Below are 22,375 nucleotides of genomic sequence, written 5' to 3' on the forward strand. Positions count from 1 at the left end.
TTCAAGCCCGCTCGCACAGCGTAACCAGCGCCTGCACCCATTGCGGGTGATCATTCAGGCAAGGCACCAACTTCAACTCCTCCCCGCCCGCCTCGATGAACTGCTCGCGACCGCGGTCGCCAATTTCTTCGAGGGTCTCGATACAGTCGGCAACGAACGCCGGGCACATCACCAACAGCTTCTTCGTCCCGGCCTTGGCCAGTTCATCCAGCCGCGCCTCGGTGTAGGGCTCGATCCACTTCGCCTTGCCCAGCCGCGACTGGAACGACACCGACCATTTGCCATCCGGCAAGCCCATCTTGCGCGCGAAGGCCTGGGCCGTCCGCAGGCACTGGCCGCGATAACAGACGGCGAGCATCTGCGCCGAGGCCTCACGGCAGCAGTCGGCGTCCTGGAAGTTATGCGTGCCGGTCGGGTCGAGCTTCTTCAGGTGCCGCTCCGGCAGCCCGTGGAAACTCAGCAGCAAGTGATCGAAATCCTGCTCCAGATAAGGCTTGGCGCTCGCCACCAGCGCATCGATGTACTCGGGCTGGTCATAGAACGGCTTCAACACCGTCATCTGCAACGGCAGTTGCTGCTCGGCGATCACCTCATTCGCCTGGGCGATCACGGTGGTCACGGTGCTGTCGGCGAACTGCGGATACAGCGGCGCGAGGGTCACCTTGCGCACGCCTTGGGCGGCGAGTTTCTTCAACACCGAGGGCAGCGACGGCTCGCCATAGCGCATGGCGATTTCCACCGGCCCGTGGGTCCAGTGCGGCGCCACGGCCTGCTGCAGGCGGCGAGTCAGCGCCACCAGCGGCGAGCCCTCGTCCCACCAGATCGAAGCGTAGGCATGGGCGGACTGTTCCGGGCGCTTGATCAGGATCAGCGACACCAGCAGACGCCGCACCGGCCACGGCAGGTCGATAACGTAAGGGTCCATCAGGAACTGATTGAGGTAACGGCGCACATCGGCGACGGAGGTGGACGCCGGTGAACCCAGGTTGACCAGCAGCAAAGCATGATCGGTCATGCAACATCCTTTTCAGAGGCGGGAGGACAACTCATCCAGCGCCGATTGCACATCGTTGAAACGGAAGGTGAAGCCCGCTGCCAGCGCGCGCACCGGGCGAGCGCGCTGACCACCGAGCAGCAACGTCGACAACTCGCCAAGCCCCGCCTTCAACACCAGCGCAGGCAACGGCATGAACGCCGGCCGGTGCAGCGTGCGGCCCAGGCGCCGGGCGAATTCGCGGTTGCGTACAGGCTCCGGAGCGCAGGCATTATAAGGACCGCTGGCGTCGTTGCGCTGCAAGAGAAAATCAATCAGGGCGATTTCGTCGTGGATATGAATCCACGGCATCCACTGCCGGCCATCGCCAATCGGCCCACCCAGCCCGAGTTTGAAGGGCAGCCGCAGGCGCGACAAAAAGCCGCCCTCGCTGGCCAGGACCAACCCGGTGCGAAGCAGCACGACACGGATGCCCAAGGCTTCGGCGCGCTGCGCGGTTTCTTCCCAGGCGATGCACAACTGGCTGGCGAAGTCCTCTTTGCCCGGGCGCGAAGACTCGGTCAATTCACGCTCGCCGCCGCCGCCATACCAACCCACCGCGGAGCCGGAAATCATCACCGCCGGGCGCTGCTCACGGCGCTCCAGCCAAGCCAGCAGGTGTTCGGTCAGGGTGATCCGGCTGCCCCATAACTGCGCCCGCCGCGACACGGTCCAGGGCCGATCGGCGATCGGCGCGCCGGCCAGGTTGATGACCGCATCCAGCGGCCCGTCGCCGTAAGCCTCCAGTTCGCTGATGCCGCGAACGCCAGCACCGCAAAGCTGGCCAACCTGGTCGGCACGGCGGCTCCAGACCGTCAGTCGATGACCCTGGTCGAGCCAGTGGCGACACAGTTGCTGTCCAATCAGGCCGGTACCACCGGTCAGCAATATATTCATGGCCGTGTCCTCATGATGGCGCTCGCTGGTCTACTTTTAAAAGCAAGGCACTTTTTTGACCGTTCACTCTGGGATAAACATAGGCCAACCTGTTGCAACGAGCCGACCGATCTTATACAAAACCCTGGAGTTGTACAGGTTTGTCCGACAGCGTGGCTGTCTGTACCTACTAGAAGGTTCAAAGAGGCCCATCATGACCGTACCTATCGCCATCATCGGTGCCGGCATTGCCGGACTCTCTGCCGCCCAGGCCTTGCAGAAGGAAGGACTGACCGTCCACCTGTTCGACAAGGGGCACGGCAGCGGTGGACGTATGGCCAGCAAGCGCAGCGAAGCCGGGGCGCTGGACCTCGGCGCGCAATATTTCACCGCCCGCGACCGCCGCTTCGTCGAGCAGATCCAGCACTGGCAAGCCAAGGGCTGGGTCGCGGAGTGGAAGCCGCAGCTCTACAACTACCGCGACGGCCAGTTGAGCCCTTCGCCGGACGAGCAGATCCGCTGGGTCGGCACGCCGCGCATGAGCGCCATCACCCGCGGCCTGCTCAAGGACGTCACGGTGAACTTCAGTTGCCGCATCAGTGAAGTCTTCCGCGGCAAACAGTACTGGCACCTGCAGGACACCGAAGGCTGCAGCCACGGCCCGTTCAGCAAGGTCATCGTCGCCGTGCCGGCACCGCAGGCCGCGGCCTTGCTGGCCGCCACGCCGAAACTCGCCGCCGCCGCAGCCGGCGTTCAAATGGAGCCGACCTGGGCCATCGCCCTCGGCTTCGACACCCCGCTGGCAACGCCCATGCAGGGTTGCTTCGTGCAGGACTGCGCGCTCGACTGGCTGGCCCGCAACCGCAGCAAGCCGGGGCGCGAGGAGCGCCTGGACACCTGGGTGCTGCATGCCACCTCGGCCTGGAGCAAACAGCACATCGACCTACAGAAAGAGGCGGTGATCGAACAGTTGCTGGGCGATTTCGCCGAGCTGGTCGGCTGTGCGGTACCGGCACCGAGCTTCACCCTGGCGCACCGGTGGCTCTATGCACGCCCCGCCAGCAACCATGAGTGGGGCGCACTCGCCGATGCCGACCTGGGCCTCTATGCCTGCGGCGACTGGTGCCTGTCGGGCCGGGTCGAAGGCGCCTGGCTCAGTGGCCAGGAAGCCGCTCGCCGCCTGATCGAACACCTGGAATAACCTCTGCGGGCAACGCGCCTTCTACAGAAATATTGACTTGTACAACTTCCGGCTTATGCTGAGCAAAGTTGTACAGGTTTTTATCTTTGTACAAGAAAGGTTGCCCACCATGCCCGCTACCAAGCCCAAAATCGCCCTCAGTGCCTGCCTTGCCGGTGAAGAAGTCCGCTTCAATGGCGGTCACAAGGAGTCACGTCTGTGCACTGAAGCACTGGCGGAGCATTTCGAGCTGGTGCCCGTCTGTCCTGAAGTGGCAATCGGCCTGGGCACGCCCCGCGCCGCGATCCACCTTGCCGGCGATCCCGCCCAGCCTCGAGCCGTCAACAGCCGCGACGAGGCCATCGATGTTTCCGATGCGCTGATCCAGTACGCCGACCAGATGGCCGTCGAGCTGGACGATATCTGCGGCTACATCTTCATGCAGAAATCGCCGTCCTGCGGGCTGGAGCGCATCAAGGTCTACCAGGCCAACGGCTACCCCGCACGCGAGCGCGCCAGCGGCCTGTATGCCGCGCGTTTTCGCGAACTGCGCCCGGACCTGCCGCTGGAAGAAGAAGGCAGGCTGTGCGATCCGGTGCTGCGGGAAAACTTCATAATCCGCGTGCTGGCCTATGCCGACTGGCAGCGCCTGTGCGCCGAGGGCCTGAGCCGTCACGCGCTGATCGCCTTCCACTCCCGCTACAAGTACCAACTGATGGCGCACAACCCCGAGCAATACAAAGTGCTCGGCAAGCTGCTGGGCAGCATGAGCCGCCAGGACGACCCGCAGCAGATCGGCCCGGCGTATTTCAGCCAGTTGATCGCCGCGCTGCGCCGCTGCGCCAACCGCGGCACCCACGGCAATGTGCTGATGCACCTGAGCGGTTACCTGCGGCGCTTCCTCGACGCCGGGGACAAGCAGGAAATCCGCCGCGTGATCGAGCAATACATGGCCGGAATCGTCCCGCTGGTGGTGCCGCTGACGCTGCTCAAGCACCACCTCAATCATCATCCCGATGCGTACTTGCTGAGCCAGGTCTACCTGCAGCCGCACCCGGAAAACCTGAGCCTGCGCAATGCCATCTGAACCGCTGCTGCCCATCCGCGAAATCTCACGGCTGACCGGCGTCAACCCGGTCACCCTGCGTGCCTGGGAGCGGCGTTATGGCCTGGTGGTGCCGCAGCGCACCAGCAAGGGCCATCGGCTGTACAGCAGCGATCAGGTCGAACGCATTCGCACCATTCTGTCCTGGCTCAACCGTGGTGTTGCGGTCAGCCAGGTGCTACCGCTGCTCGACAGCGACAAGTCGCCCGAGCAGAGCATTCCCGGGGACGACTGGCAGGCGCTGCGCAGCCACCTCACCGAGTGCATCGCCCACCTCGCCGAGCGCCAGCTCGACCAGCAGTTCAACCAGGCCATGGCGCTCTACCCCGCCACCACCTTGTGCGAGCAATTGCTGTTGCCCCTGCTCGGCCACCTCGAAGCACGCTGGCAAACCCACCCCACCGCCCGCCTCGAACAGGGCTTTTTCCACAGTTGGCTGCGCAGCAAGCTGGGGCTTCGGGTGTACCACAACAACCGCCAGTGCAACGGTGCGCCGGCGATGCTGGTCAACGGCGGCGGCCTGCCGTTCGATCCGCAGTTGTGGCTGTGCGCCTGGCTGGTGAGCGACGCCGGCTGCCCGGTGGAAGTGTTCGACAGCACCCTGCCTGCCCGCGATCTGGCGCTGGGCGTCGAGCAGTTGGGGGCGAAGGCGGTACTGGTTAGCATCAATACCGCGCAGGACAGCGACCGACTGCAACGCACCCTCGCGCCGCTGAGCGTACCGAAACTCCTGTTCGGCGCCGCGGTCACTTTACACAAGCATGCGTTGCCGACAGATCCCGACTGGCACTTGCTCGACTCGCCCCTGGCGGCGTGCCGGTGCCTGCAAGACCTCAAGCCGCTTGCCACGGAAAAACACGGACCCGAATAATGCAATTGATCTGGCTGCGCAGCGACCTGCGCCTGCATGACAACACCGCCCTGGCCGCCGCTTGCGAGCGCGGCCCGTGCCTGGCGCTCTGGCTGGTCAGCCCGGCGCAGTGGAAGCGTCACGATGACGCCGCCTGCAAGGTGGACTTCTGGCTGCGCAATCTGGAGGCGCTGAAACAGGCGCTCGGCGAACTGAACATCCCGCTGCTTATTCGTGTAGCCGATGACTGGAAAGACGCACCCCGGGTGCTCCACGAGGTATGCCGGGAGCACGGCGTGCAGGATGTGCACGTCAACGAGGAATACGGGATCAACGAACAGCAGCGTGATCGCGACGTTGGCGAGTACCTGCAACAGCACGGCATCGGCCTGCACAGCTACCTTGATCAGTTGCTGTTCAAACCGGGCACGGTGCTCACTCGCCAGGGCGGTTACTTCAAGGTCTTCACCCAGTTCCGCAAGCTCTGCTACCAGCGCCTGCACCACGGCCTGCCCGCCTTGCAGCCATTGCCGCGCAAGCAGGCGAAGACTGCCGTCGCCAGTGACGATATCCCACGGCACATTGACGTTTTTCCCACCCCTTCTCCGTCGCTGCGCGAGCAGTGGCCGGCAGGTGAAGACCACGCCCGCGAGCGACTGGCCCGCTTTGTCGAAGACGACATGGCGGACTACACCGAACAACGCGACCTGCCCGCCGTGGACGGCACCAGCCAACTGTCGCCCTACCTCGCCGCCGGGGTGATTTCCGTGCGCCAGTGCCTGCACGCCGCGCTGGCCAACAACTACGGCGAGTTCGAAAGCGGCAATCCCGGCGCCGTTACCTGGATCAACGAACTGCTCTGGCGCGAGTTCTACAAGCATGTGCTGGTCGGCTATCCGCGGGTTTCTCGTCACCGCGCCTTCCGCCCGGCGACCGAAGCGGTGAAATGGCGCGACGCCCCCGAGGACCTCGCCGCCTGGCAGGAAGGCCGCACCGGCATCCCGATTGTCGACGCCGCCATGCGCCAATTGCTCGCCACCGGCTGGATGCACAACCGCCTGCGCATGGTGGTGGCGATGTTCCTGAGCAAGAACCTGCTGATCGACTGGCGCAGGGGCGAAGAATTTTTCATGCGCCATCTGATAGACGGCGACCTGGCCGCAAACAACGGCGGTTGGCAGTGGAGTGCGTCCACGGGCACCGACGCTGCGCCGTATTTCCGGGTGTTCAACCCCGTCAGCCAATCCGAGCGCTTCGACAGCAAGGGGCGCTTCCTGCGACACTGGCTGCCGGAGTTGAAAGCGCTGGACGATAAAGATATCCACAGCCCCGGCGGGCTGTTCGGCGTGCAAGGTTATCCACAGCCCATCGTAGACCTTGGCCCAAGCCGCCAGCGCGCCATCGACGCTTTCCGACAACTGCCCAAAGAGCACAGCAACGAAGATGCACATCAATACTGAGGATCCGAAACGTATCTGGGTTACCGGCGCCAGCAGTGGCCTGGGCCATGCATTGGCAACACAGTTGCTCATGCTCGGTCATCACGTGGCGATCAGTGGTCGTGCCCCCTTCGACCCACTTCCCGACAGCCTCGCGCAGCACTGCCTGGTGCTCGACGGTGACTTGAGCGATGCCGCGCAGGCCGAGCACATGAGTCGGCATATCCAGGAGCGTTGGGGCGCGCTCGACACGCTGATCCTCAACGCCGGGACGTGCGATTACCTCGACGCACAGTCCAGCGGCACGGAGATGTTTGAAGCGCTGATCCAGAGCAACCTGTCTGCCAGCACCCATTGCCTGCAAAGTGCCCTGCCGCTCTTGCAGGCGGGACAGACGGCCCACGTCGTGGCCATCCTGAGCAGCATCACGGCACTCCAGCAACATGAGAGCAGCCAGTGGCCCTCGGCGCAGAACAGCCTGGGACAATGGTTCAGCGAAGTTCGCAGCGTGCTCTCGCCCAAGGAAATCGATCTCACCCTGGTCGCGCCGCAGAACCTGAAAAAGCCCGTCACGCTGGCCGTGGCACTGCCGCAGAACTGGGACGCGCAAAGCGCTGCGCAAGCGATTATCCAGCGCTTGTCCCTGCGGATGCCTGAAATGGTGATGGAAGCGTTGTCGGTCAGCAGTCTGTGGCCGTTGCGGCGTTGACCGAAAATGAAACCGGGGCCGCAATGCGGCCCCGGTGTCGTGTAGCGGTCAGAGCGACATGCGGTAATGCAGGGCGAAACTCTCGGCACCATCGTTCGGCTGGCTGAGGCCCGCGTTGGAATAGTGGATCGCCCGAATCCCCACTTCATGCCCCCCCGCGAAGCGCAGGCCGAAGCCGATGCGGTCTTCGAACTGGAAGGACGACCCGAGGTCGTTGCTTTCCAGCTCAGTGTGAGCAAACGCCGCCACCCCGACGCCAGCCTCGATGTACGGTTTGACCGACTCGCCGGCGAACTCGTAAACGAATACCGGCGCGAACGACAGACTGTGGTTGCTCGACGTCTTGTCGCCGTCCCAGTAGGTGTAGCCGCCGTCCCAGTAGCCGGTCAGACGCCCGACGCTGGTCTGCCACCAACTGGCATCCCAGTTGGATTGCACGCCGATGCGGTAGGTCATGGTGGAGTCGCTGGTCTGGCCGACAGCGAAAGTGACATCTGCGGCCTGTGCGGTGAAGGTGTGCCCCAGGGTTGCGGCTGCAACCACAGCCAAGCAAAGCAGTTTCTTCATGAGAAACGTCCTTTTAAATCCCGTTTATTGGTTTTTTTGTCTCATCAGACAACGTAGTAGAAATCGGCGCATGCAAAGGAGTTCAGTGGATTTCGACGTTTTTTTTCCTACGTCGATTACCTGTTGAAGCTTTGCACACAGTCAGATTTATTCCACAACAAAGGCAGGATGTTTCGCAGATGTTCGGGGTCGGCACTGGTCCAGAACTGTGTAGGACGCGCGGGGCCGGCCGCCAGAAGGTGGCGCTCGGCCAGCAATCGCTGGAGTTGCCGGGCCACAGCGGCGCCGGTGTCGATGATTGCCACCGACGCCGGGACCATCTCGCCCAGCAAAGGCTTGAGGAAGGGGTAATGGGTGCAGCCAAGAATGATGGTGTCGCATCCGGCCGCCAGCAGCGGCTCGACATAGCCCTGCAAGAGCTGGCGCAGGGCCGGGCTGTCGAGGTCGCCCGACTCGATCAGTTCCACCAGCCCCGGACAGGGCTGGGTTACCACCCGCACATCCGTGGCGAAGCGGTCGAGCAAGGCCGCGAACTTGGCGCTTTGCAAGGTGCCGGTGGTGGCCAGCACCCCGACCACGCCACTGCGGGTCGCCGCGGCGGCCGGTTTCACCGCCGGTTCCATGCCCACCAGCGGCCATTGCGGGAAACGCTCGCGAAGATCGGCGGCGGCGGCGACGGTGGCGGTATTACAAGCCAGGACCACGGCCTTGACGCCCTGCTCCTGAAAGAACTCAGCCACCTTGCGGCAACGCTGGCGAATGAATTCCGGGGACTTCTCGCCATAGGGGATATTGCCGCAGTCGGCCACGTACAGCAGCGACTCATTGGGCAGCAGCCGGTTGATTTCCGCCAGCACCGACAGGCCGCCGACACCGGAGTCGAACACGCCGACCGGCGCTGCCGAGGCCTCAGCCATGGGCTGTCCCACAGACGGCGCAACCTGGATCGCGCTTGACCCGCAGCTCGCGGAAACGCGTGCCCAGCGCATCGATCAACAGCAGGCGTCCCACCAGCGGCTCGCCGAAACCGGCGAGCAGTTTCAGCGCTTCGAGCGCCTGAAGGCTGCCGACCAGCCCCACCAGCGGCCCGACCACGCCGGCTTCGCTGCAGGTCAGTTCGGCATCGCTGCCGTGGCCGTAGAGGCAGTGGTAGCACGGGCTTTCAGGGCGGCGTGGGTCAAACACCGACAACTGCCCTTCCAGGCGGATCGCCGCGCCGCTGACCAACGGCTTGCCGGCCTTGACGCACGCCGCGTTGACCGCTTCGCGGGTAGCGAAATTGTCCGAACAGTCCAGCACTAGGTCCACGGCATCCACCGCTGCGGCCAGGGAGTCTTCATCGAGCGCCTGGCGATGCGGCACCAGATTGATATCCGGGTTGATCGCGCGCAGCCGCGTCAGCGCCGAGTCCACCTTGGGCTGACCGACACAAGCGCTGTCATGGATGATCTGCCGTTGCAGGTTGGTCAGGTCAACCGTGTCGAAATCCGCCAGGTGCAGGGTGCCGACACCTGCGGCCGCCAAGTACAAGGCCACCGGCGAGCCAAGGCCGCCGAGGCCGATAATCAATGCGCGGCTGTCCTTGAGGCGCAACTGGCCGTCGATATCGATCTGCGCCAGGAGGATCTGGCGGCTGTAACGCAGCAGTTCCTCGTCGGTCAGCACGACAGGCGTCCCAAGGTGATGCGTTCATGGCCACCCAGGTCGAGGCGGCTTTCGATCTGTTCGAAACCGTGGCGGGCCAGCAACTCGCGGACCGAGGCGGCCTGATCGTAGCCGTGTTCCAGCAGCAACCAGCCGCCCGCCAGCAGGTGAGCCGGCGCCTCGGCGACGATCTGGCGCAGGTCGTCCAGGCCATCATTGCCCGCCACCAGCGCACTGCTCGGCTCGAAACGCACATCGCCGGCGACCAGATGCGGGTCTTCGGCGGCAATGTAAGGCGGGTTGCTGATGATCAACTGGAAACGCTGCTCGCCCAAGGCACTGAACCAGTGGCTGGTGAGCACGGTGACGTTGTCCAGTTGCAGGCGCTGGCGATTACGCTCGGCAAGGGCCACGGCTTCCAGCACCCGGTCGACCGCGGTCACCTGCCATTGCCGGCGCTCGCTGGCCAGGGCCAGGGCAATGGCGCCGGTGCCGGTGCCAAGGTCGAGCACCTGCGCCGGCTCGGCGGGCAGCAATGCCAGAGCGGTTTCCACCAGCAGCTCGGTTTCCGGGCGCGGGATCAGGGTGTGCGGCGCGACTTCCAGGTCCAGGTTCCAGAACCCTTGCTGACCGAGAATATAGGCCACCGGCTCACCGGCGCGACGGCGCTGCAGGTAGCTGGCGAACGTCTGCGCCGCCTCGCTGCTGACGATGCGCTCCGGCCAGGTATGCAGATAACTGCGGGATTTGCCGATGGCGGCAGCCAGGAGCAGTTCGATATCCAGGCGCGCGGTCGGCGAGTCGGGAAGCTCCGCGCCGCGAAGCAGGCTGGCAATGATGGTCATTTAGTCACCCAGTGCGGCCAGTTGATCGGCCTGGTATTCGGCCAGCAGCGGCTCGATGATCGCATCCACGCCACCCGCGAGCACTTCGTCCAGCGAGTAGAGCGTCAGGTTGATGCGGTGGTCGGTGACCCGACCCTGTGGATAGTTGTAGGTGCGGATGCGCTCGGAGCGGTCGCCGGAACCGACCAGCAGCTTGCGCTCGCTGGCGATGGCGTTCTGTGCGGCGCTCGTCTGCATGTCGTTGAGCCGCGCCGACAGCCAGGACATGGCCCGCGCGCGGTTCTTGTGCTGAGAGCGCTCTTCCTGGCACTCGACCACCGTGCCGGTAGGCAAGTGGGTGATGCGGATCGCCGAGTCGGTCTTGTTCACGTGCTGACCACCGGCGCCCGAGGCGCGGTAGGTATCGACGCGCAGATCGGCCGGGTTGATCTCGATCGCTGCTTGTTCATCAGGCTCGGGCAGCACCGCCACGGTGCAGGCCGAGGTGTGGATACGGCCCTGCGATTCGGTTTCCGGAACCCGCTGCACGCGGTGCGCGCCGGACTCGAACTTGAGCTTGCCGTAGACACTGTCGCCCTCGACGCGGGCGATGATTTCCTTGTAGCCGCCGTGCTCACCCTCGTTTTCCGAGAGGATTTCCAGGCGCCAGCCACGCCGCTCGGCGTAGCGCGAGTACATGCGGAACAGGTCGCCGGAGAAGATCGCCGCCTCGTCGCCGCCGGTCCCTGCGCGGATTTCCAGGAACACGTTGCGGCCGTCGTTGGGGTCCTTGGGCAGCAGCAGGCGTTGCAACTGGGCTTCCAGTTCCTGGAGTTGCTCTTTGGCTTCGCGCACTTCTTCGACCGCCATTTCCCGCATGTCGGGGTCACTGTCCTTGAGCAGCGCCTGGGCCTGCTCGAGGTCGTCCTGCAACTTGCACCACTGGGCATACCCGGCAGCCACCGGTTCGACCTCGGCATACTCGCGGGAGTAGGCGCGGAAGCGGGTCTGGTCGGAAATGACCTCGGCATCGCCCAGCAGGGCGGTCAGTTCCTCGAAGCGGTCCTGGAGGATTTCCAGTTTTCTGAGCAGCGACGCTTTCATTGCGGGGTTTTATCCGTGGAGCCCTCGTTGAGGGCAAAGAGTTCCTGGGCCATGGCCAGCGCATCGTGGCGGCCTTCGGCGGAGAGCTTTTTCAGTTGCACGCTGGGCGCATGCAGCAGTTTGTTGGTCAGGCCGCGGGCCAGTTGCACCAGGACCTCCTCGGCGCTGGAACCGTTGGCCAGCAGACGCTGGGCCTTTTGCAGTTCCTCGTCGCGCAGGCGCTCGCTCTGCTGGCGGTACGCCTTGAGCACGTCCACCGCGGCCAGCGCGCGCAGGCGCGACATGAAGTCTTCGGCGCCCACCGTCACCAGTTCTTCGGCGGCCTGGGCGGCGCCTTGACGGCTCTTGAGGTTTTCCGCGACCACGTCGTGGAGGTCGTCGACCGTATAAAGGTAGACGTCATCCAGTTCGCCCACTTGCGGCTCGATATCCCGCGGCACGGCGATGTCGACCATGAAGATCGGCTTGTGCCGGCGCAGTTTCAGCGCGCTTTCGACCGCGCCCTTGCCGAGGATCGGCAACTGGCTGGCGGTGGAGCTGATGACGATGTCGCTGTTGACCAGTTCTTGCGGAATGTCCGCCAGCAGCACCGCGTGGGCACCGAACTGCTCGGCCAGGATGCTGGCGCGCTCGAGCGTGCGGTTGGCCACGACAATCCGGCGTACGCCCTGCTCATGCAGATGCCGGGCGACCAGGGTGATGGTCTCGCCGGCGCCGATCAGCAGTGCCTGGCTGCGGCCCAGGTCACTGAAGATCTGCTTGGCCAGGCTGACCGCAGCGAACGCCACCGACACCGGGTTCTCGCCGATGGCGGTATCGGTGCGCACCTGCTTGGCGGCGCTGAACGTGGCCTGGAACAGCCGGCCCAGCAGCGGGCCGATGGTGCCGGCCTCGCGGGCCACGGCGTAGGCGGACTTCATCTGGCCGAGGATCTGCGGCTCGCCGAGCACCAGCGAGTCGAGCCCGGAAGCCACGCGCATCATGTGCCGGACGGCGGCATGATCCTCGTGGATATAGGCACTGGCGCGCAGTTCATCGACGCTCAACTGGTGATAGTCGGCCAGCCAGCGCAGCACCTCATCGGCCGTCAGGTGGTCCTGCTCGATGTACAGTTCGCTGCGATTGCAGGTCGAAAGGATTGCGGCTTCCCGGCTGGTAGTCAGTCGGCAGAGCTGCTGCAAGGCTTCCACCATCTGCTCGGGGGTAAACGCCACGCGCTCGCGTACGTCTACCGAGGCAGTCTTATGATTGATACCGAGGGCAAGAAAGGCCATTCAAGGTCGCTGGTTGTGACGTGAAGCCGATAATTGTCCTACTTCGCTGGATTGAGAACAACCACCGCTCGCGATTGTCTCTAATACACTGTATCCACACACCCCATCGCGAGTGGGTTTGCCATGACGCTTGTGTCATGATGGCCCGACCGCAGGTTAGTCGCCCAAAATCTCCTTATGAATAGATCTTCCGCGTTGCTCCTTGCCCTTGCCCTGCTCCAGGGTTGCCAGGCTTTGCCAGGCGCCCGGGACGCCACGCCGCCCGCCGGGCAGCAGGTCGCGCCGACCGCCGCGCCCGAGCCGACGGTCTATGGCTCGTTCACCCAGGACACCCTCTATAGCCTGTTGGTCGCCGAGCTGGCGGGGCAGCGCAATCGCTTCGATATCGCCCTGGACAACTACGTGATCCAGGCCGAAAAGACCCAGGATCCGGCCATTTCCGAGCGCGCCTTCCGCATCGCTGAATACCTCGGTGCCGACCAGTCCGCGCTGGACACCTCGTTGATCTGGGCGAAAAACGACCCTGAAAACATCGATGCGCAGCGCGCCGCCGCGATCCAGCTGGCCCGCGCCGGGCGCTACGACGACTCCATGGTGTTCATGGAAAAGGTGCTGCAAGGCCAGGGCGACACGCATTTCGACTTCCTTGCCCTGTCCGCCGCCGAAACCGACCAGGACACCCGCGACGGCCTGCAAAAAAGTTTCGATCGACTGCTGCAAAAGTACCCGGACAACAGCCAGTTGGTGTTCGGCAAGGCCCTGCTGCTGCAACAGGACGGCAAGTCCCAGGCGGCCCTGAGCCTGCTTGAAGAACACCCGCCGCAGGACGACGAAATCGCCCCGGTGCTGCTGCGCGCCCGCCTGCTACAAACCCTGGACCGCGGCCCCGAAGCCCTGCCGCTGCTGCGCAAGACCATCGCCCGCCACCCCGACGACAAGCGCCTGCGCCTGACGTATGCGCGGATGCTGGTGGAGCAGGACCGGGTCGACGACGCCAAGGTCGAGTTCGCCAGCCTGCTGCAGCAATACCCGGACGACGATGAACTGCGCTATTCCCTGGCGCTGGTCAGCCTCGAGGCCAAGGCCTACGACGAAGCGGCCACCTACCTGGAAGACCTGATCACCCGCGAAAGCCATGTCGATGCCGCGCACCTGAACCTGGGCCGCATCCGCGAGGAGCGCAACGATCTGGAAGGCGCGCTGGCCGAATACGGCCAGGTCGGCCCCGGCAACGATTACCTGGCGGCGCAACTGCGCCAGGCCGATATCCTCATCGCCAACGGCCGCGCCGACGAAGCCACTCGCCGCCTCGACGCCGCGCGCGAAGCCCAGCCCGACTACGCGATCCAGCTCTATCTGATCGAAGCCGAGACCCTGGGCAACAACGGAAAGGATGCACAGGCGCTGCGGGTGCTGGAAAAAGCTATCAAGCAGTACCCGGACGACCTCAATCTGCTCTACACCCGCGCCATGCTCGCCGAGAAACGCGACGATTTGACGCAGATGGAAAAGGACCTGCGCAGCATCATCACCCGCGAGCCGGAAAACGCCATGGCGCTCAACGCCCTCGGCTACACCCTCGCCGACCGCACCACCCGCTTCGGCGAAGCCAAGGACCTGATCGAAAAAGCCCACCTGATCAACCCGGACGACCCGGCCGTACTCGACAGCCTCGGCTGGGTGAACTACCGCCTGGGCAACCTCGACGAAGCCGAGCGCCTGCTGCGCCGGGCCCTCGAACGCTTCCCCGATCATGAAGTCGCGGCGCACCTGGGCGAAGTGCTCTGGGCCAACGGCAAGCGCCGCGAGGCTCGCCAGGTCTGGGCCAAGGCCTTCGAAGCACAACCCGACAGCCCCATCCTGCGCAAGACCGTCCTGCGCCTGACCGGATCCGAGACTCTCTAAGCCATGCTCTTGCGCCATCTCATCACTTTCAGCCTGATTGCCCTGCTCGCCGGTTGCACCGGCTTCGGATCCCGCGAAGCCGTCGAAGGCCAGGGCAGCCCGCAACTCTGGCGTGAACATAAACAGCAGTTGAGCACCCTCGACGGCTGGCAGATCAACGGCAAAGTCGGCATTCGCGCACCGAAGGACTCCGGCAGCGGCACCCTGTTCTGGTTGCAACGCCAGGATTACTACGACATCCGCCTGTCCGGTCCGCTGGGTCGCGGCGCCGCCCGCCTGACCGGTCGCCCGGGCCAGGTGGTGCTGGAAGTTGCCAACCAGGGTCGCTTCGAAGCGCAATCGCCAGAAACCCTGCTGGCCGAACAACTGGGCTGGGAGTTGCCGGTATCGCACCTGGTCTGGTGGGTCCGTGGCCTGCCCGCCCCCGACAGCAAAAGCCGCCTGACCCTCGACGGCAACAGCCGCCTGGCGAGCCTCGAGCAAGATGGCTGGCAAGTGGAATACAGCAACTACTCCCTGCAGAACGGTTACTGGCTGCCGGAACGCCTGAAGATGCATGGCCAGAACCTGGACGTGACGGTGGTTCTCAAGGAATGGCAACCGCGCCAACTGGGGCACTGACATGACCACGCTGACCCTGCCCGCCCCGGCCAAGCTCAACCTGATGCTGCACATTCTTGGCCGTCGCCCCGACGGTTATCACGAGCTGCAAACGCTTTTCCAGTTTCTCGACCACGGTGACGAACTGCGTTTCGCCGTGCGCGAAGACGGTGAAATCCGCCTGCACACCGAAATCGACAACGTCCCCCACGACAGCAACCTGATCGTCCGGGCCGCGCGCAAGTTGCAGCAACTGACCGGCACACCGTTGGGCGCCGACATCTGGCTGACCAAGGTGTTGCCCATGGGCGGCGGCATCGGTGGCGGCAGTTCGGATGCTGCCACTACGCTGCTCGGGCTGGATCACTTGTGGAAAACCGGCTGCAGCGAAGATCAACTGGCTGAACTGGGCCTGGGCCTGGGCGCCGACGTACCGGTTTTCGTCCGCGGACACGCAGCGTTCGCCGAGGGCGTGGGTGAAAAACTCACGCCGGTGGACCCTGAAGAGCCGTGGTATGTCGTGCTGGTCCCACAAGTGTCTGTAAGTACAGCAGAAATTTTTTCACACCCTTTGTTGACACGTGATTCAAAGCCCATTAAAGTGCGCCCCGTTCCCAAGGGAAACAGTCGTAATGACTGCCAAGCGGTAGTTGAGCAAAGTTACCCAGATGTACGTAACGCATTGAATTTGCTAAACAAATTCACTGATGCAAGACTCACCGGAACTGGAAGTTGTGTGTTTGGGGCCTTCCCAGGCAAAGCTGAAGCTGATAAAGTTTTGGCCCTTCTTGCAGAGACCCAAACAGGGTTCGTGGCAAAAGGAAGCAACATATCAATGTTGCATCGAACGTTACGAAGTCTGCTCTAGGAATCGAGTACAAGGTACTCGCAGCAACAGATACAGGGGCGTCGCCAAGCGGTAAGGCAGCAGGTTTTGATCCTGCCATGCGTTGGTTCGAATCCAGCCGCCCCTGCCATTTTCCTATACTCATCCAGGTATACCCTCAGCCTTCAGGTACTGCGCGTGTCCAAGATGATGGTCTTTACGGGGAACGCCAACCCCGATCTTGCTCGGCGCGTCGTGCGTCAGCTGCATATCCCACTGGGTGATGTTTCTGTCGGTAAGTTCTCCGACGGCGAAATCAGCACTGAGATTAATGAAAACGTCCGCGGTAAAGACGTCTTTATCATTCAGCCGACTTGCGCGCCAACCAACGATAATCTGATGGAACTGGTAGTGATGGCTGATGCCTTCCGCCGCTCCTCAGCGTCTCGAATCACTGCCGTGATTCCTTACTTCGGATATGCCCGCCAGGATCGCCGTCCGCGTTCGGCGCGTGTAGCTATCAGCGCCAAAGTTGTCGCTGACATGCTCACCGTCGTAGGTATCGACCGTGTTCTCACCGTCGACCTGCACGCAGACCAGATCCAGGGTTTCTTCGATATTCCGGTAGATAACATCTACGGCTCCCCCGTTCTGGTGGATGACATCGAAGACCAGCGTTTCGAAAATCTCATGATCGTTTCCCCGGACATCGGTGGTGTCGTGCGTGCACGTGCCGTCGCCAAGTCCCTGGGTGTCGATCTGGGGATCATCGACAAACGCCGCGAGAAGGCCAATCACTCCGAAGTGATGCATATCATCGGCGATGTCGAAGGACGCACTTGTATTCTCGTCGACGACATGGTCGACACCGCCGGCACCCTGTGCCATGCGGCCAAGGCCCTGAAAGAACACGGCGCTGCCAAGGTTTACGCCTACTGCACGCACCCTGTCCTCTCCGGTCGCGCGATCGAGAATATCGAAAATTCCGTGCTCGACGAGCTGGTGGTGACCAACACCATCCCGCTGTCCGCCGCTGCACAAGCCTGTGACCGTATCCGTCAACTGGATATCGCACCGGTAGTCGCTGAAGCGGTTCGCCGTATCAGCAACGAAGAATCGATCAGCGCGATGTTCCGCTGAGGGCTTGCCCTCGCGAACACCCCGTTGACGAAAAGCGCCCCGCCCCAACACCTGTTGTTGGGGCGGGGCTTTTTTGCCCACCCCGCTTTGGCGCTGGTCGCAAACGCCACTCGGGGGATGGCTACTCTGGAGATACAAAATGACTGATTTCACTCTGAACGCCCAAGCGCGTACCGACCTGGGGAAAGGTGCGAGCCGCCGCCTGCGTCGTCTCGCCGCCCAAGTTCCTGCCGTTGTCTACGGTGGCGACAAAGAGCCTGTCTCGATCACCATGCTGGCTAAAGAAGTAGCCAAGCTGTTCGAAAACGAAGCTGCCTACAGCCACGTTATCGAGCTGAACGTCGACGGCGTTAAAGAAAACGTTGTGGTCAAGGCCATGCAACGTCACCCAGCCAAGCAGTTCATCCTGCACGCCGACTTCGTTCGCGTTGTTGCTGGCCAGAAACTGACCGCCAAAGTACCGGTTCACTTCATCAATGAAGAAGCCCCGGTCAAGAAAGGCGGCGAAATCTCCCACGTAGTGGCCGAGATCGAAGTTTCCTGCGAAGCCAAAGACCTGCCTGAGTTCATCGAAGTCGACCTGGCCAACGCCGAAATCGGCACCATCATCCACCTGTCGGACCTGAAAGCTCCGAAAGGCGTTGAGTTCGTAGCTCTGGCCCACGGTGATGACAAAGCAGTTGCCAACGTTCACGCTCCGCGCGTTGCACCTGAAGCAGAAGGCGCTGCCGAGTAATTCACTCGGTACGCCGGTGTTGACCGGGTTGCGGTGCTGACACCGCAACCCACAACTCCAAGGAAGAGCCCCTGACGTGACCGCCATCCAGTTGATCGTCGGCCTGGGAAACCCGGGCCCCGAATACGAACAGACCCGGCATAACGCAGGGGCTCTTTTCGTTGAACGCATTGCCAGCGCCCAGCGTGTCAATCTGACTGCTGACCGCAAGTATTTCGGCCTGACGGCAAAATTCAGCCATCAGGGCAACGACGTTCGTCTGTTGATCCCCACCACCTACATGAACCGCAGCGGCCAGTCCGTTGCCGCACTGGCCAATTTTTTCCGTATCGAGCCAGATGCCATCCTGGTGGCCCACGACGAACTCGACCTGCCTCCCGGCGTCGCCAAACTCAAGAAAGGCGGCGGCCACGGCGGGCACAACGGTCTGCGCGACATCATCGCGCAGCTCGGCAACAAGAATGACTTTCACCGTCTGCGGCTTGGCATTGGCCACCCGGGTGATGCCAAGCTGGTGTCCAACTTCGTCCTGGGCAAGGCGCCGCGCGCCGAGCAGGAAAAGCTGGACGCCAGTATCGACTTTGCCCTCGGCGTGCTGCCGGACATCCTCGCCGGTGACTGGACGCGTGCGATGAGAGAGCTGCACAGCCAGAAGGCCTGACTTCACGAAGAGGGATTCACCATGGGATTCAATTGCGGCATCGTCGGCCTGCCCAACGTCGGCAAGTCCACCCTGTTCAACGCCTTGACCAAATCCGGTATCGCGGCGGAGAACTTCCCCTTCTGCACCATCGAGCCGAACAGCGGCATCGTGCCAATGCCCGATGCGCGTCTGGACGCCCTGGCTGCCATCGTCAAACCGCAGCGCATCCTGCCGACCACCATGGAGTTCGTCGACATCGCCGGCCTGGTGGCGGGCGCGTCGAAGGGTGAAGGCCTGGGCAACAAGTTCCTCGCCAACATTCGCGAAACCGATGCCATCGCCCACGTCGTGCGCTGCTTCGAAGACGAAAACGTGATCCACGTTTCCAACAGTGTCGACCCCAAGCGCGACATCGAGATCATCGACCTCGAACTGATCTTCGCCGACCTCGACAGCTGCGAGAAGCAACTGCAGAAAGTCACCCGCAACGCCAAAGGCGGTGACAAGGAAGCGCTGGCTCAGAAAGCCATCCTGGAAAAACTCATCCCCCACTTCACCGAAGGCAAGCCTGCGCGCAGCCTGATGAAGACCATGGGCGAAGACGAGAAAGCCGTGATCCGTGGCTTCCACCTGCTGACCAGCAAGCCGGTGATGTACATCGCCAACGTTGCTGAAGACGGCTTCGAGAACAACCCACACCTGGACGTAGTCCGTGCCATCGCCGAAGAAGAAGGCGCGGTCGTGGTGCCGGTGTGCAACAAGATCGAAGCGGAAATCGCCGAGCTGGACGAAGGCGAAGAGAAGGACATGTTCCTCGAGGCCCTGGGCCTGGAAGAGCCTGGCCTGAACCGCGTGATCCGCGCCGGTTACGGCCTGCTCAACCTGCAGACCTACTTCACCGCTGGCGTACAGGAAGTCCGTGCCTGGACCGTGCGCATCGGCGCCACCGCCCCGCAGGCGGCCGGCGTGATCCACACCGACTTCGAGAAAGGCTTCATCCGTGCCGAAGTGGTCGCCTACGACGATTTCATCCAGTACAAGGGTGAAAGCGGCGCGAAGGAAGCCGGCAAATGGCGTCTGGAAGGCAAGGACTACATCGTCAAGGACGGTGACGTGATGCACTTCCGTTTCAACGTCTAAGCGCTCCGCCCGCATCGCCCAAAACCCCTTGAGGCCAACCGCCTCAAGGGGTTTTTCATTTCCAGTGCACCGTCACCACGGCACCGGCAACGGCTGCGGCCCCGGCAACGACGGGAAATGCGGCAACACCTCCTCAGCCAGCTCCTGAATCACCTCCGCTGCGGGCCGCTGCGAGAACTGGATGCCCAGCGCGGCATGGTTCACTCCCGCCGCCTGCCAGCGCTCCAGCAGTGCGATCAAGCCATTGCGCCCGGTCCGCAGGACGAATCCACCGCGCAGCGGGGTCGGCGGATGGTCGGGGTCGTCCACCAGGTCCAGCCATTCATTGGTCATGTGAGGACGAAAGCCTCCGTCTGCTATCCGCTCGCGCCACGCGCGGATCTTCTCGGCCAGGTGCTGCGGCCCGCGCACGGTGTGGGTCGCATCCGGGTAGGTCAGCCAGCCGTCCGCCTGTTCGGCGATCCAGTCCAGCGACTGGCCGGAGGAGCTGGTGACGATCAACGGCACCCCGCCGGTGGCAGGTTTTGGCAGCAACTGCGCGCCGCTGACGTATCCCAGCGGCGAGTCCACGTCGAGCGATCCCGCCGCCATAAGCTGGCGGAAGTAGCGCACCGACTGGGCGAAACGCTCGCCGCGCCGGGCATGCTCCAGACCATAGGCGGGAAATTCGATGGGCCGGTCACCCGAGGCGATACCCAACACCAGGCGCCCGCCCGACAACTGATCGATGGTCGCACTGGCCTTGGCCAGGTCGATCGGATGGCGCAGCGAGAAGATGATGCTGCCGGTGGCCAGCGTGACATTTCGCGTTCGGGCGGCGAGGAAGGCCAGGTAGGTGAACGGATCGAACACCTGCCCGGCGTCGCCGAACTGCGGGTCGAACAGGGGGATATCGCGGACCCATACCGCGGCGAACCCGAGCCGGTCGATCGTCGTCACCAGATCCGCCTGGCCGGCGAGGACGCTCATATCGCCCTCGTAGAAACGCAGCGGCAGGAAGATCCCGAGGGTCAGGCGGTCCGGGGCGAACATGCGCCGATAGCCGGGATGAGCGTGGAACGCAGAATACGGTGCGCCTTTGAAAGCCGTCATGTGCTCTCCCCCGCTCATGCGCCGGTCGCCACGGCTGGCAGCGTCACGCCTTTCTGTACCGCGGGCCGCGCCGCGACGCGCTCATGCCAGGCGGTCAGGTGGCGGTACTGGCTGAAGTCGAAATCAATGACCCGGGCGATATGACTCCAGCCGAACTGGGCGATATCGGCGATGGAGTAGCGGCTGCCCGCGAGCCAGGGTTGTTCGGCCAGGCGCTGGTCGAGAACGGCGAAGGCGTCGTCGGTCAGGCGCCGGAAACGCTCGATCGCGATGGGCACCGGCTGTTCGGCGAACACTTCGAAATGGACGCGCTGGCCAATGATCGGCCCGACGCTTGAGGCATGAAACTGCAGCCACTTGATCGCTTCCCAGCGTCCTTTCAGGTCCATCGGCAGAAGTTGCCCGGTCTTCTCGGCGAGGTACAGCAGAATCGCGGCGGACTCGAACAGGGTCACGCCCGTGTCGTCGTCGACCAGCACCGGAATGCGCCCATGGGGATTGAGCGCGAGGAATTCCGGCAGGCGATGCTCCCCGACATCGATGCGGACGTGATTCAGGCGATACGGCAGGCCCAGCTCTTCCAGGGCGATGCTGGCCTTGAAACCATTGGGTGAGCTGTCGGAGTAGAGGTGGATCATCAACGGGCTCCTTGCGGGTGATGCCGACTTTCTCCTTGAGAAAGCCTGGCTAAACCAGAACAATCCGGCTCAACCCATGGTCACCTCGACTGTGCAAAGACAGAAACGATTTGATCTTCACCCACTCTTTAGGTCAGCTAAACCTTGAATCCTGTCTTCCCACTGCTTGCCCTGCGCGCGTTCGCCGAAGTCGGTCGCCACGGCAGCATCAAGCATGCCGCCGCCGCGCTGGGGGTCACCTCGGGTGCGGTGAGCCAGCAGATCCGCCATCTCGAGGCGCGCGTCGGCCTGCCGCTGTTCGTGCGCAGCCGTCTGCGCATGGAACTGACCGAGGCCGGCGCGCGGGTCTATCCGACGCTGTTGATGGCCTTCGACCAGATCGAACAGGCCCTGCACCTGCTCGAAGCCAGCCGCGCACGCCGCACCCTGACGATCAGCACGGTGCCCTCCTTTGCCGCCTCGTGGCTGGTGCCGCGGCTGGGGCGCTTCAATGCTCGCCATGCGGATATCGAGGTCCGCGTCGAAGCGTCGGCGGGGTTGGTGGATCTTCAGCGTGACCGGGTCGATGTCGCCATCCGCCATGGCCTGGGCGACTACCCCGGACTGCTTTCGGAGCACCTGATGGCCCCGGTGCTGTTGCCGGTCGCCAGCCCCGCGTTGCTCGCGTCGGGCCCGCCGTTGCGGGAACCGGCCGACTGCCTCGGCTATCCGCTGCTACAGGATTCCGACCGCGCGGACTGGGCCTTGTGGCTCGCCGCCCATGACGCGGCGGAAGACCCGCGTGCCGAGCGCGGCACGGCGTTTGACGATGATTATTTGCTGATTCGCGCCGCAGTCGCCGGACAGGGGTTGGCGCTGGTGCCGCAGGAATATGCGCGGGAAGAAATTGCCGAAGGACGCCTGGCGCTAGCCCTGGAGAAGCCCTGGCCGGCGCGCTTCGCGTATTACCTGGTGATGCTGCCCGAGGCCGGGCAGCGGGAGGAAGTGGCGGCATTCGTGGCGTGGATCAGGGAGGAAGCCGGCTTCAGCCCTGATCCTGCGAGCCCCTGA

At 63.5% G+C, this 22,375-nt stretch carries 23 protein-coding genes and 1 tRNA gene; 14 read left to right on the plus strand and 10 right to left on the minus strand.

Annotation, left to right across the window (positions count from 1 at the left end; genetic code table 11):
- Window position 1 precedes the first annotated feature (1 nt).
- Both hemH and HWV67_RS25055 read right to left on the minus strand, forming a co-directional pair.
- Entirely contained in the window at window positions 2-1,015 is a 1,014-nt protein-coding gene (gene hemH, locus HWV67_RS25050; protein ID WP_175653206.1) for a ferrochelatase, read from the minus strand.
- Between the two features lie 12 nt (window positions 1,016-1,027).
- Window positions 1,028-1,930, minus strand: coding sequence for a TIGR01777 family oxidoreductase (locus HWV67_RS25055; protein WP_175653207.1), 903 nt, complete (start codon window positions 1,928-1,930; stop codon window positions 1,028-1,030).
- Window positions 1,931-2,123: 193 nt separating this feature from the next.
- On the opposite strand from HWV67_RS25055, the gene HWV67_RS25060 reads away from it, so the two are divergent.
- The 5 genes from HWV67_RS25060 to HWV67_RS25080 all read left to right on the plus strand — a co-directional run bounded on the left by HWV67_RS25060 (window position 2,124) and on the right by HWV67_RS25080 (window position 7,192).
- A complete protein-coding gene (locus tag HWV67_RS25060; RefSeq protein WP_110971901.1) occupies window positions 2,124-3,110 on the plus strand; it encodes an NAD(P)/FAD-dependent oxidoreductase in 987 nt (328 codons plus the stop codon).
- Between the two features lie 109 nt (window positions 3,111-3,219).
- Window positions 3,220-4,176: a YbgA family protein gene (locus tag HWV67_RS25065; RefSeq protein ID WP_175653208.1), complete on the plus strand. Its 957-nt coding sequence runs from the start codon at window positions 3,220-3,222 to the stop codon at window positions 4,174-4,176.
- The gene (locus HWV67_RS25070; RefSeq protein ID WP_175653209.1) at window positions 4,166-5,065 is read left to right on the plus strand and encodes a MerR family transcriptional regulator; all 900 of its coding nucleotides are present in this window, start codon (window positions 4,166-4,168) and stop codon (window positions 5,063-5,065) included. The genes HWV67_RS25065 and HWV67_RS25070 overlap by 11 nt, the downstream gene beginning before the upstream one ends.
- Window positions 5,065-6,504 carry a deoxyribodipyrimidine photo-lyase gene (gene phrB, locus HWV67_RS25075; RefSeq protein ID WP_175653210.1) on the plus strand — a complete coding sequence of 480 codons (1,440 nt, stop codon included), beginning with the start codon at window positions 5,065-5,067 and terminating at the stop codon, window positions 6,502-6,504. Before HWV67_RS25070 ends, phrB begins: the two co-directional genes overlap by 1 nt.
- Complete coding sequence (locus HWV67_RS25080) at window positions 6,488-7,192, plus strand: SDR family NAD(P)-dependent oxidoreductase (protein WP_175653211.1); 705 nt, start codon at window positions 6,488-6,490, stop codon at window positions 7,190-7,192. Before phrB ends, HWV67_RS25080 begins: the two co-directional genes overlap by 17 nt.
- A 48-nt stretch (window positions 7,193-7,240) precedes the next feature.
- Here HWV67_RS25080 and HWV67_RS25085 read toward each other — a convergent pair whose 3' ends face one another.
- The 6 genes from HWV67_RS25085 to hemA form a co-directional block, all read right to left on the minus strand.
- Entirely contained in the window at window positions 7,241-7,759 is a 519-nt protein-coding gene (locus HWV67_RS25085; protein WP_175653212.1) for an acyloxyacyl hydrolase, read from the minus strand.
- A 116-nt stretch (window positions 7,760-7,875) separates the two neighbouring features.
- A complete protein-coding gene (murI, locus tag HWV67_RS25090; protein WP_175653213.1) occupies window positions 7,876-8,676 on the minus strand; it encodes a glutamate racemase in 801 nt (266 codons plus the stop codon).
- The gene (locus tag HWV67_RS25095) at window positions 8,669-9,424 is read right to left on the minus strand and encodes a molybdopterin-synthase adenylyltransferase MoeB (protein ID WP_175653214.1); all 756 of its coding nucleotides are present in this window, start codon (window positions 9,422-9,424) and stop codon (window positions 8,669-8,671) included. Before HWV67_RS25095 ends, murI begins: the two co-directional genes overlap by 8 nt.
- Complete coding sequence (gene prmC / locus HWV67_RS25100) at window positions 9,418-10,248, minus strand: peptide chain release factor N(5)-glutamine methyltransferase (RefSeq protein WP_175653215.1); 831 nt, start codon at window positions 10,246-10,248, stop codon at window positions 9,418-9,420. Before prmC ends, HWV67_RS25095 begins: the two co-directional genes overlap by 7 nt.
- The gene (gene prfA, locus HWV67_RS25105; RefSeq protein WP_095158647.1) at window positions 10,249-11,331 is read right to left on the minus strand and encodes a peptide chain release factor 1; all 1,083 of its coding nucleotides are present in this window, start codon (window positions 11,329-11,331) and stop codon (window positions 10,249-10,251) included.
- On the minus strand, window positions 11,328-12,605 hold the full coding sequence (gene hemA / locus HWV67_RS25110) for a glutamyl-tRNA reductase (protein ID WP_095158648.1): 1,278 nt from the start codon (window positions 12,603-12,605) through the stop codon (window positions 11,328-11,330). The genes prfA and hemA overlap by 4 nt, the downstream gene beginning before the upstream one ends.
- Window positions 12,606-12,782: 177 nt before the next feature.
- On the opposite strand from hemA, the gene HWV67_RS25115 reads away from it, so the two are divergent.
- The 8 genes from HWV67_RS25115 (at window position 12,783) to ychF (ending at window position 19,595) form a co-directional block, all read left to right on the plus strand.
- Window positions 12,783-14,510, plus strand: a complete 1,728-nt coding sequence (locus HWV67_RS25115) for a tetratricopeptide repeat protein (protein ID WP_175653216.1) — start codon at window positions 12,783-12,785, stop codon at window positions 14,508-14,510.
- 3 nt (window positions 14,511-14,513) lie between these two features.
- Entirely contained in the window at window positions 14,514-15,131 is a 618-nt protein-coding gene (gene lolB / locus HWV67_RS25120; RefSeq protein WP_175653217.1) for a lipoprotein insertase outer membrane protein LolB, read from the plus strand.
- Between the two features lies 1 nt (window position 15,132).
- Complete coding sequence (gene ispE, locus HWV67_RS25125; protein WP_175653218.1) at window positions 15,133-15,978, plus strand: 4-(cytidine 5'-diphospho)-2-C-methyl-D-erythritol kinase; 846 nt, start codon at window positions 15,133-15,135, stop codon at window positions 15,976-15,978.
- Window positions 15,979-16,012: 34 nt separating this feature from the next.
- Window positions 16,013-16,087: transfer RNA gene (locus tag HWV67_RS25130), tRNA-Gln, on the plus strand.
- Window positions 16,088-16,134: 47 nt separating this feature from the next.
- Window positions 16,135-17,076: a ribose-phosphate pyrophosphokinase gene (locus tag HWV67_RS25135; protein ID WP_009405962.1), complete on the plus strand. Its 942-nt coding sequence runs from the start codon at window positions 16,135-16,137 to the stop codon at window positions 17,074-17,076.
- 139 nt (window positions 17,077-17,215) lie between these two features.
- Window positions 17,216-17,812 carry a 50S ribosomal protein L25/general stress protein Ctc gene (locus HWV67_RS25140; protein WP_175653219.1) on the plus strand — a complete coding sequence of 199 codons (597 nt, stop codon included), beginning with the start codon at window positions 17,216-17,218 and terminating at the stop codon, window positions 17,810-17,812.
- Between the two features lie 76 nt (window positions 17,813-17,888).
- Window positions 17,889-18,473 carry an aminoacyl-tRNA hydrolase gene (pth, locus tag HWV67_RS25145; RefSeq protein ID WP_095158653.1) on the plus strand — a complete coding sequence of 195 codons (585 nt, stop codon included), beginning with the start codon at window positions 17,889-17,891 and terminating at the stop codon, window positions 18,471-18,473.
- 21 nt (window positions 18,474-18,494) lie between these two features.
- Complete coding sequence (gene ychF / locus HWV67_RS25150; RefSeq protein WP_095158654.1) at window positions 18,495-19,595, plus strand: redox-regulated ATPase YchF; 1,101 nt, start codon at window positions 18,495-18,497, stop codon at window positions 19,593-19,595.
- Window positions 19,596-19,667: 72 nt separating this feature from the next.
- Here the strand turns inward: ychF and HWV67_RS25155 are convergent, their stop codons facing one another.
- Both HWV67_RS25155 and HWV67_RS25160 read right to left on the minus strand, forming a co-directional pair.
- On the minus strand, window positions 19,668-20,687 hold the full coding sequence (locus tag HWV67_RS25155; protein WP_218585618.1) for an LLM class oxidoreductase: 1,020 nt from the start codon (window positions 20,685-20,687) through the stop codon (window positions 19,668-19,670).
- 14 nt (window positions 20,688-20,701) lie between these two features.
- Window positions 20,702-21,325, minus strand: a complete 624-nt coding sequence (locus tag HWV67_RS25160) for a glutathione S-transferase family protein (RefSeq protein WP_175653220.1) — start codon at window positions 21,323-21,325, stop codon at window positions 20,702-20,704.
- Between the two features lie 144 nt (window positions 21,326-21,469).
- Here HWV67_RS25160 and HWV67_RS25165 point away from each other — a divergent pair, with 144 nt between their 5' ends.
- Window positions 21,470-22,375, plus strand: coding sequence for a LysR substrate-binding domain-containing protein (locus tag HWV67_RS25165; RefSeq protein WP_175653221.1), 906 nt, complete (start codon window positions 21,470-21,472; stop codon window positions 22,373-22,375).

Source organism: Pseudomonas sp. Marseille-P9899 (assembly GCF_903166565.1).
Lineage (GTDB): Bacteria > Pseudomonadota > Gammaproteobacteria > Pseudomonadales > Pseudomonadaceae > Aquipseudomonas > Aquipseudomonas huaxiensis.